Below are 8,183 nucleotides of genomic sequence, written 5' to 3' on the forward strand. Positions count from 1 at the left end.
CCGTACATCCCGGGTACTACGGCCGCCCGCGGTTACACCCGGGGTGGGACGTGCCGGCGACGGCCCCGCGCCTACGGTCGTCCACCATGAGCAACGACCACGACGGGACCTCCCGGCCGGGCGACGCGCAGGTTGTCGTCGAGCTGTCCGGGGTCCACAAGGAGTTCGGCGACGCCAAGGCGCTCGACGGCGTCGACCTGCGGATCCGCGCGGGCGAGGCGGTCGCCGTGATGGGCCCCTCGGGGTGCGGCAAGTCCACCCTGCTGAACATGGTGGCCGGACTCGACCGGCCCACCGCCGGCACCGTCCGGGTGCAGGGCCAGGACCTCGGAGGGCTGAACGAGAACGGACTGGCCCTCTTCCGCCGCCGCCACGTCGGCATGATCTTCCAGTTCTTCAACCTGATCGACGACCTCCCCGCCCTCGACAACGTCGCCCTGGCCGCCCAGCTGACCGGCACCAACGCCCGCCAGGCCCGCCGCCGGGCACTGGAGCTGCTGGACGAACTCGGCGTCGCCCACCGCAAGGACGTCTACCCCGCGACGCTCAGCGGCGGCGAGCGCCAGCGGGTCGCGGTGGCCCGCGCCCTGATGAACCGCCCGGCCCTGCTGCTCGCCGACGAGCCCACCGGCGCGCTGGACAGCCGCTCGGGCGAGCAGGTGATGGACCTCCTGATCGACCTCAACCAGATCGGGCAGACCCTGCTGATCGTCACCCACGACCCCGACCTGGCCACCCGCTGCGCCAGCCGGCTGGTCGAGATGGCGGACGGGCGCGTGGCGAACGAGCGGATGCTGGAGGCGTCCGCATGAGCGGAGCGGTGTGGCGGGCCTCGCGGGCGGCCGTGAAGCGCCGCCGGGTGCAGACCGTCGTGATCGGCCTCGTCGTCTTCTGCGCCACCACGACGGTGCTGCTCGCCCTGGCGGTGATCAGTGCCGCCCGGGCGCCCTTCGAGGCGGCCTTCGACGGGCAGCACGGCGCCCACGTCGTGGCGTCCTTCGAGCCGGCCAAGGCCTCGGCGGAGCAACTGGCCGCCACCGCCCACCGGCCCGGCGTCGAGGCGGCCGCCGGGCCGTTCGACCAGGTGACGGTGGAGATCCCCACCGACTGGGTCGGCAGCCCGCCCGGACCACTGACCCTGGTCGGCCGGGCCGACCGGGCCGGGCCGGTGGACCGGGTCGAGCTGCTGTCCGGCCGCTGGGCCACCGCACCCGGCGAGGTGGTCCTCAACTCGCTGTTCGGAGGCGCGGCGGAGCAGCTCCTGAACTCCCGGCTCCCCATCGGCGGCGGCCGGTACCTCACCATCGTCGGCTTCGTCAACAGCATGAGCCAGAGCGCCGGCGGCTGGGTCACCCCCGAGCAGGCCGCCGCCCTGCACCCCACCGGTCGGCAGATGCTCTACCGCTTCACCGACGCCGCGAGTGAGCAGCGGCTCACCTCCGCCATGGACTCCGCCACCGAGGGCCTGCCGAAGGACGCGATCATCAGCGCCCAGTCGTACCTGGTGCTCAAGGGCGCCTTCTCGGCGGGGGCCGACGCCTACCTGCCGTTGATGACGGTCTTCGGCGTGCTCGGACTGGTCGTCTCGGCGCTGATCGTCGGCAACGTGGTGAGCGGCGCGGTCGTCTCCGGCTACCGGCACATCGGCGTGCTGAAGTCGATCGGCTTCACCCCGCGCCAGGTGGTGACCGTCTACCTCACCATGGTCTCGGTGCCCGCGGTCGCCGGCACCGTCCTCGGTACGGCGGCCGGCTGGGTGGCGTCGTACCCGATCCTCAAGTCCGCGTTCTCCGGCATCGTCACCGGCACCGCCGTGATCGAGCCCGCCGGCTGGCTGCCGCTCGCCACCCTGGTCAGCGTCCCGCTGCTGGTCGTCCTCGCCGCGCTGCTCCCGGCCTCGCGCGCCCATCGGCTCCCCGCCGCCCAGGCCATCTCGGCCGGCAGTTCCCCGCGCAACGGCCGCGGCCTGAAGGTCCAGCGCTGGCTGAGCGGCACCCGGCTGCCGCGCGCCGTCAGCCTCGGCCTCGGCCAGCCCTTCGCCCGCCCCGCCCGTACCGCGCTGACCATGTCGGCGATCGTGCTCGGCGTGGTCACCGTGACGATGACGGCAGGTCTGAGCAGCACCCTGACCAGATTGGTGGACCACACCGACGGCCACACCCATGTCAACGTCCAGACCGCCCACTTCTCGGGCAACAGGACCGAGCCCAGGCTCACCCCGGCCCAGACCGAGGCCATGCTGCACGCCACCCCCGGTGCCGAGCGGGTCAGCACGCGCGGGCTGGTCCAGGTCGGGCTGGTCGGCTACGCCCAGCCCGCGTTCGCCGACTTCTACGGCGGCGACGACAACGCCAACGCCAAGTGGCTCTCGGTGGTGAACGGCCGCCCGGCGACCGGCCCGAACGAGATCGAGGCCGGCCCGTCCTTCCTCAAGCAGCACGGGCTCAAGCTCGGCGACAAGGTCACCCTGGACCTGGACGGGCGGCGGGTGGCCGTCACCCTCGTCGGCGAGGAGGCCGAGGGCAACCCCCGGGCGTTCGCCTCCAACGACGCCACCAGGGCCGCCCTCACCGACGACCCGCACGTGGTCGAGTACGACGTGACGCTCGCCAAGGGCGCCGACGCCGAGGCGTACCGCAAGGCGGTGTCGGACGCCGACCCGAGCCTCTCGACCTCGGTCTTCGACCCCGACCTGGCCGGGCCGATCGCCGCCGTCATCGCCTTCACCACGATCTTCACGGTGCTGCTGTCGGTCGTTGCCGCGCTGGGCGTCTTCAACACCCTGCTGCTCACCATCCGTGAGCGCCGCCGGGACCTCGGCATGCTCAAGTCGATCGGGATGACGCCACGGCAGGTGGTGGCGATGACGGTCACCTCGGTGGCCTGGCAGGGCGTGGTCAGCGGGATCATCGGTATCCCGGTCGGGGTGGTGGCGCACCGGCTGATCGTCGAGAACGTCGGGACGATCGTGTTCGCGCAGGACACGCTCGACGTCTGGAACGTCCCGCTGTTGAGCGGCCTCGCCCTCGCCGGCGTCGCGATCGCCGTCCTCGGCGCGCTCGTCCCGGCGCGCTCGGCGGCCCGGCTGCCGATCGCCGAGGTGCTGCACAACGAGTGAGCCCGCGGCGGTGCCCGGGGCGGAGGGTCGGTCGGGACTTCCGGCCGACCCTCCGCGTTGTCCGAGCTTGCGGAATCCCGCGCCGCGTGTGTCATACCGGCTGACGCATGCTCAATCACCGCTGTGAGGACGCCTATCATCGCGCCATGGCCACCGCTGAGCTGATCCGCATCGTCTCCCGCTCCTCGCCCATGGCGCTCGCCCAGGTCGAGCGGGTCCGCACCGAACTCGCCGCCCTGCAGCCGGGCCTGCGCACCGAGGTGGTGCCCGTCACCACCTCGGGCGACCGCTGGACGGGTGATCTCGCCCAACTCGGCGGCAAGGGCGCCTTCACCAAGGAGGTCGACGCCGCGCTGCTCGCCGGGGAGGCCGACGTCGCCGTGCACTGCCTCAAGGACGTGCCCGCCGACCGGCCGCTGCCGGCCGGCACCGTCTTCGCCGCCTACCTGCGCCGCGACGACATCCGCGACGCCCTCGTCCACCCCGGCGGCCTGCCGCTGGCCGCCCTCCCGCCGGGCACCCGGATCGGCACCTCCTCCGTCCGCCGGGTCGCCCAGCTCGCCGCCTCCCACCCCCACCTGGAGTGCGTCCCGATCCGCGGCAACGCCAACAGCCGGCTCGCCAAGCTGGACGCCGGGGACGTCGACGCACTGCTGCTCGCTGTCTCCGGCCTGGAGCGGATCGGCCGTACGGAGCGGATCACCGAGGTGCTCGGCATCGAGGCGATGTGCCCGCCGATCGGCGCCGGCATCCTCGTCCTGCAGTGCCGCGAGGGCGACACCGCGACCATCGAGGCGGTCACCGGCCTCGGCCACCACGACACCTGGCGCGAGGCGGCGGCCGAGCGGATGTTCCTGCACGCGCTCCAGGGCCACTGCAACAGCCCGATCGCCGGCTACGCCCGGGCCGAGCGGGACGGCCGCCTCTCGCTGCGCGGCCGCGTCTTCACCCCGGACGGCAAGCGGGTGCTGGACGCCCACGAGTGGGCGGGCGCGCTCAGCCCGGAGGACCTCGGGACCTCGGTGGCGCTGGCGCTCAAGCGGCAGGGGGCGCAGGAGCTGATCTCCTCGATCCCGCACTGAGGCCCGGCGGGTGACGGTCCGGGGTCCGTTCTTCGGGGCACGCCCCGGGGCCGGGGCGTGAACGGCCGGTGGCACCGCGGTCGAGTTTTCCCCGTCGGAGCGAGAACCGGGCGGGTGCCCGGGGCGTCCGTCTGAGGCGTGATCAGTACGGTGCTCGGCGGGATGCCGATGTTCTGGCCCGGGCTGCTGCTCTCGCTGGTGCCCGCGGCGCTGCTGAACCGGCCGGTGGGGCGGTTGCTGCGGGCCCATTGGGTGGTGGGCTTCGTGCTGCTGCTCGGACTCGGCGGGGTGGTCGCGGCGACGCTGCTGCCGGAGGCGTTCCGGCTCTCGGAGGGCGCCGTCCGGCACTGCTCCGTGCTGGGCGCCCGGCCGCGGTCGCCGTACGAGCTGCTGCACGTGCGGCACATCGAGCTGAAGCTGGCGGCCTTCGCCCCGGTCGGCTTCGCGGCGGCGCTGGCGGGGACGCGGCGGCGGGCGGTGGTGGCGCTGCTGGGCGCGGCGGCGCTGCCGTTCGCGGTGGTGGCGGTGCGGTACGCGGTGCCGGCGATCGGGCGGGCCTGCGATGTGCAGGACGTCTGGGACGGGGTGCAGGGGGTCGCCCTGGGGGCGGCGCTGGGGCTGGTGGCGGGGCCGCTGGTGCGGGCGGTGCGGGAGCGGTCGCGCACCGCCTGAGCTACTGGTCGAGGAGCGGGAAGAGCCGGGCGACGGCGGCGACCGGGCGGGCCCCGGTGGGCCGGGTGGCCGGGTCGGTGTCGCGGCCCCGGTAGCGGGCCAGCACCCGGCGGAACTCCTCGGCGACGGCGGCCAGTTCGGCGGGGGTCAGATGGACGACGGCGCTGAACGCCTCGTCCTGCTGCCACTCGGCCGGGGCCTCGGCGCGTCGGGCGAGCCAGTGCCGGTGGCTCTCGTCCTCCAGGCCGCGCGCCAGTTCGCCGAACCCGCCGTCCGTCTCCGCCCGTCGGGCTGTGGGCAGCCGCCACGGCCGGGCCCGTCCGTCGGTGGCCGGGGCCTCCTCGATCAGCCCGTACCGGGCCAGCTGCCGCAGGTGGAACGAGCAGAGGCCCGAGCTGAGGCCGAGCCGGGCGGCGGCCTCGGTGGAGGTGGCGGTGCCGTGCTCGGCGAGCAGTTCCAGCAGCGCGGTGCGGACGGCGTGCTCGGGGAGGGAGCCGGTTCTGACGAGGTCTTCGGTCACTTTGCAAAGTCTGCTACTTTGCAAAGCTGACAGCAAGTCCATCGAGGGAGTGCCTGTGTCCGAGTTGCGCGACCGTCCGACCGTCCTGCGGATCACCGAGGTGGGGGAGGAGATCCTGCGCCGCACCTGCCGCCCGGCCACCGAGGAGGACTTCGGCAGCGAGCGCCTCGCCCGGCTGATCGACGACATGTTCGTCACCATGCACGTCGCCGACGGCTGCGGCCTCGCCGCCAACCAAGTGGACGTGGACCTGCGCCTGTTCGTCTACGACTGCCCCGACGACGACGGCGTCCGGCACACCGGCCACATCCTCAACCCGGTGATCGAGGAGCAGGAACCCGGGCGCGCGCTCATCGAGGAGACCGAGGGCTGCCTCTCCGTCCCCGGCGCCAACACCGGGCTCGCCCGCCCGGCCCGGACCGTGGTGCGCGGCGTCAACCAGCACGGCGAGCCCGTCACCATCGAGGGCACCGGCTACTTCGCCCGCTGCCTCCAGCACGAGACCGACCACCTGAACGGCGGGCTCTACATCGACCGGCTCTCCGCCCGCGACCGCAAGCGGATGATGAAGCAGACCGCCGACCGCCGGGAGAAGGTCTTCGCCGAGCGCGCCACCAGGGCCGCCAAGGCCGAGCGTTGACCGACCCCGCGCACCTCGCCGCCGTCCGGGAGTCCTACGACACCGTCGCCGCCGACTACCTCCGCCTCGTCGTCCCGCCGGAGGGCATGGACCCGGTGTCCCGGGCGATGCTCACCGCCTTCGCGGAGCTGGTACGGGAGTCGGGCGGCGGCGAGGTCGCGGACCTCGGCTGCGGACCGGGGCGGGTGACGGCGTACCTGAGCGGCCTGGGGCTGTCGGCCTTCGGGGTGGACGTGTCCGGCGGGATGATCGCGCTCGCCCGCCGCACCCACCCCCGACTGCGCTTCCTGCACGGCTCGATGGCCGCACTCGATCTGCCCGACGGCTCCCTCGGCGGCATCCTCGCCTGGTACTCGGTCCACCACACCCCGGTGGAGCAACTCCCGCAGCTCTTCGCCGAGTTCGCCCGAGTCCTCGCGCCCGGCGGCCACCTCCTCCTCGGCGGCCACGTCGGCGAGGCCCAACTGCTGCACCCCGCCCGGGCGTACGGCCACCCGGTGTCGTACGCCTCGCACCTCGTCCCGGCCGGACAGCTCGTCGACCTCCTCGAACAGGCCGGTTTCACCGTCACGGCCCGCCTCGAACAGCCGAACCCACAGAGGGCCGACCGCTCGTACGTCTGCCTGCTGGCCGAGACCCGTACAGAGTGAATCTGTCGGGTGGTGGGGTCAGGCGGCCTCGGTGGTGGCGGCGAAGGCGACGAACGCCTGCCAGGCGGTGGGGGAGAAGCTGAGCCGGGGGCCGCTCTTGTCCTTGGAGTCACGCACGTGGACGGTGCCGGGGGTCCCGGCGACCTCGACGCAGTTGGCGTCCTCGTTGGTGCTGTAGCTGCTCTTGAACCACGCCAGCTCGGCCATGCCTACCGCTCTCCCAGAATCGCTTCGATCAAGGCCAGGGACTCCCTCAGCCCCAGGGCCTGGGCCCGGATACTGCTGTACCGTGCGGCCATATTACGGACTTCCGCCGGATCCGTGATCAGACGGTTCACATGCTGCGCCGCGGCGTAGCCGATCTGCGGCCGGTTGGGCGGGGTCAGCAGCGAGAACGAACCGCCCATGCCCGCATGGCTCATCCGGTCGAGCGGCATGACCTGGAGTTCGGGGCCCCGCATCTGTCCCACCTTGAGCAGGTGTTGGAGCTGTTCCTTGTGCACGTCCCAGCCGCCCAGGGGGCGTCGCAGCACGCTCTCGTCGATCACCCACGTCACCACCGGCAGGGGCCAGCGGGTCAGGATCTCCTGCCGGGCCAAACGCGCCACCACCCACTCGTCGATCTGCTCGGGCGAGAGGATCGGCCGACGCATCTCGTACAAGGCGCGGATGTACGCCTCGGTCTGGAGCAGTCCCGGGACTACCATCGTGTCGTAGTTGTGGATCTCGATGGCCCGGGCCTCCTCCGAGGTGAAGGCCTTGGAGTAGGCCGGATGGCGCTCACTCACCCGGATCTTGGCCTTCATCACGTCCTCCGCGACGGCCATAAGGGCGCCACCGGCGTTGATGAGCGGATCCACCGTCGTCAGGAACTCGATCCTCGCCGTCCGGACCCCGCGCTCCATCGCGCCGATCTGGTCCTCGCTGTAGCCCGTCAGGGCCGCCAACTGCTTCTGCGTGATGCCGGCCTTCTCGCGGAAGTGCTTGATCAGCTTGCCCACCGCGCTGTAGAACTCCGCGACCCCGTCCGAGTTCTCCGCCGTCTCACCGTCATCGAACACCGTGCGTTCGACGCCAGCCATGTGTACCACCCGCCCTTGCGACCGATTGATCCGAGCCGACCGACGAGTCGGCCCTCCGTGTCCGTACAGGCACTCTCCGTGCCCGCCGGGCTCCTGGCCAGGGTACTTCCGCCCCGTCACGCTTATCTCCCATGACGACCGAAATCCCCCTCGACAACCCCCGGTCCCGTACCGCCGTCCTCACCGCCTCCCCCAAGGGCGCTGCCATCTGCCGTCGCCTGGCGAGGCGTCAACTCTCGGACTGGGGGCTGAACTCCACGCACGCCGAGCCGTTCCACTGCGCGCTGCTGATCGTCGCCGAGCTGGCCGCGAACGCGATCACGCACGGGCGCCTTGCGGGGCGCGGGTTCGAGGTGCACCTCTCGCTCACCACCTCCGTGCGCCGGGGCACCACCCTGCGCATCGAGATCAGCGACCCC

General features: G+C 72.6%; 10 protein-coding genes. 7 read left to right on the forward strand and 3 right to left on the reverse strand.

All coding sequences use genetic code 11. The features are described from left to right. The first annotated feature begins 86 nt into the window (after nucleotides 1-86). From ACIQOV_RS16280 to ACIQOV_RS16295, 4 genes are all read left to right on the forward strand, one after another. Nucleotides 87-812 carry an ABC transporter ATP-binding protein gene (locus tag ACIQOV_RS16280; protein WP_401049061.1) on the forward strand — a complete coding sequence of 242 codons (726 nt, stop codon included), beginning with the start codon at nucleotides 87-89 and terminating at the stop codon, nucleotides 810-812. Further along, entirely contained in the window at nucleotides 809-3,118 is a 2,310-nt protein-coding gene (locus ACIQOV_RS16285) for an FtsX-like permease family protein (RefSeq protein ID WP_401049062.1), read from the forward strand. The genes ACIQOV_RS16280 and ACIQOV_RS16285 overlap by 4 nt, the downstream gene beginning before the upstream one ends. 146 nt (nucleotides 3,119-3,264) lie before the next feature. Beyond that, a complete protein-coding gene (hemC, locus tag ACIQOV_RS16290) occupies nucleotides 3,265-4,200 on the forward strand; it encodes a hydroxymethylbilane synthase (RefSeq protein ID WP_401049064.1) in 936 nt (311 codons plus the stop codon). A gap of 138 nt (nucleotides 4,201-4,338) precedes the next feature. Then, on the forward strand, nucleotides 4,339-4,872 hold the full coding sequence (locus ACIQOV_RS16295; RefSeq protein WP_401049066.1) for a hypothetical protein: 534 nt from the start codon (nucleotides 4,339-4,341) through the stop codon (nucleotides 4,870-4,872). Between the two features lies 1 nt (nucleotide 4,873). Here the strand turns inward: ACIQOV_RS16295 and ACIQOV_RS16300 are convergent, their stop codons facing one another. Next, the gene (locus ACIQOV_RS16300; protein WP_401049068.1) at nucleotides 4,874-5,392 is read right to left on the reverse strand and encodes a helix-turn-helix domain-containing protein; all 519 of its coding nucleotides are present in this window, start codon (nucleotides 5,390-5,392) and stop codon (nucleotides 4,874-4,876) included. Between the two features lie 49 nt (nucleotides 5,393-5,441). Here ACIQOV_RS16300 and def point away from each other — a divergent pair, with 49 nt between their 5' ends. Both def and ACIQOV_RS16310 read left to right on the forward strand, forming a co-directional pair. After that, complete coding sequence (gene def / locus ACIQOV_RS16305) at nucleotides 5,442-6,032, forward strand: peptide deformylase (RefSeq protein ID WP_401049069.1); 591 nt, start codon at nucleotides 5,442-5,444, stop codon at nucleotides 6,030-6,032. Continuing rightward, nucleotides 6,029-6,682 carry a class I SAM-dependent methyltransferase gene (locus ACIQOV_RS16310; RefSeq protein ID WP_401049071.1) on the forward strand — a complete coding sequence of 218 codons (654 nt, stop codon included), beginning with the start codon at nucleotides 6,029-6,031 and terminating at the stop codon, nucleotides 6,680-6,682. The genes def and ACIQOV_RS16310 overlap by 4 nt, the downstream gene beginning before the upstream one ends. Before the next feature lie 18 nt (nucleotides 6,683-6,700). Here the strand turns inward: ACIQOV_RS16310 and ACIQOV_RS16315 are convergent, their stop codons facing one another. Next, nucleotides 6,701-6,889, reverse strand: coding sequence for a DUF397 domain-containing protein (locus ACIQOV_RS16315; protein WP_401049073.1), 189 nt, complete (start codon nucleotides 6,887-6,889; stop codon nucleotides 6,701-6,703). A gap of 2 nt (nucleotides 6,890-6,891) precedes the next feature. Next, entirely contained in the window at nucleotides 6,892-7,764 is an 873-nt protein-coding gene (locus tag ACIQOV_RS16320) for a helix-turn-helix domain-containing protein (protein ID WP_401049075.1), read from the reverse strand. A 131-nt stretch (nucleotides 7,765-7,895) separates the two neighbouring features. Here ACIQOV_RS16320 and ACIQOV_RS16325 point away from each other — a divergent pair. Next, nucleotides 7,896-8,183, forward strand: a 288-nt coding sequence (locus ACIQOV_RS16325; protein WP_401049077.1) for an ATP-binding protein, incomplete at its 3' end; no start/stop codon positions are given.

This window comes from Kitasatospora sp. NPDC091257, from assembly GCF_044757675.1.
In the GTDB taxonomy this organism is placed as follows: Bacteria; Actinomycetota; Actinomycetes; order Streptomycetales; family Streptomycetaceae; genus Kitasatospora; species Kitasatospora lactacystinica.

What these genes read in the sequence shown, in the direction of transcription:
- ACIQOV_RS16280 (WP_401049061.1), top strand. Translation starts at nt 87, where the DNA reads ATGAGCAACGACCACGACGGGACCTCCCGGCCGGGCGACGCGCAGGTT.
- ACIQOV_RS16285 (WP_401049062.1), top strand. Translation starts at nt 809, where the DNA reads ATGAGCGGAGCGGTGTGGCGGGCCTCGCGGGCGGCCGTGAAGCGCCGC.
- ACIQOV_RS16320 (WP_401049075.1), bottom strand. Translation starts at nt 7,764, where the DNA reads ATGGCTGGCGTCGAACGCACGGTGTTCGATGACGGTGAGACGGCGGAG.
- hemC (WP_401049064.1), top strand. Translation starts at nt 3,265, where the DNA reads ATGGCCACCGCTGAGCTGATCCGCATCGTCTCCCGCTCCTCGCCCATG.
- ACIQOV_RS16315 (WP_401049073.1), bottom strand. Translation starts at nt 6,889, where the DNA reads ATGGCCGAGCTGGCGTGGTTCAAGAGCAGCTACAGCACCAACGAGGAC.